Source organism: Vallitalea sediminicola (assembly GCF_054408565.1).
Genome location: NZ_BTPT01000368.1, coordinates 1 through 290, shown reverse-complemented (window position 1 = coordinate 290; position 290 = coordinate 1). Strand labels below are relative to the sequence as shown.

General features: G+C 41.0%; 1 pseudogene. It reads left to right on the top strand.

Going from position 1 to position 290, the window contains the following annotated elements:
* Positions 1-290: pseudogene (locus ACX6CF_RS27075) on the top strand (hypothetical protein); the annotation flags it as partial.

The following is a 290-nucleotide window of genomic DNA, read 5'->3' as shown; positions in this document are numbered from 1 at the left end:
AATGCATGTTATTGCGGCAAAAGCCGTTGCATTAGGTGAAGTATTAGAGCCATCTTTTGGTGCTTATATAAAGCAAGTGTTAAGTAATGCAAGAGTTTTAGCCAGCACACTACAGCAACGCGGTTGTGACATTGTTACTGATGGAACCGACACGCATTTAATAAAAATTTGTTGCGCTTTTCCCAATGCATTTAACAGTGACATTGATGCAGAAGTAGTTGGTAATCCCTTACGTGCTTCAATTGGTCAAAAGGTAACTGTGTCAGATAGCCTTGAGAAAAGGGCGCCAG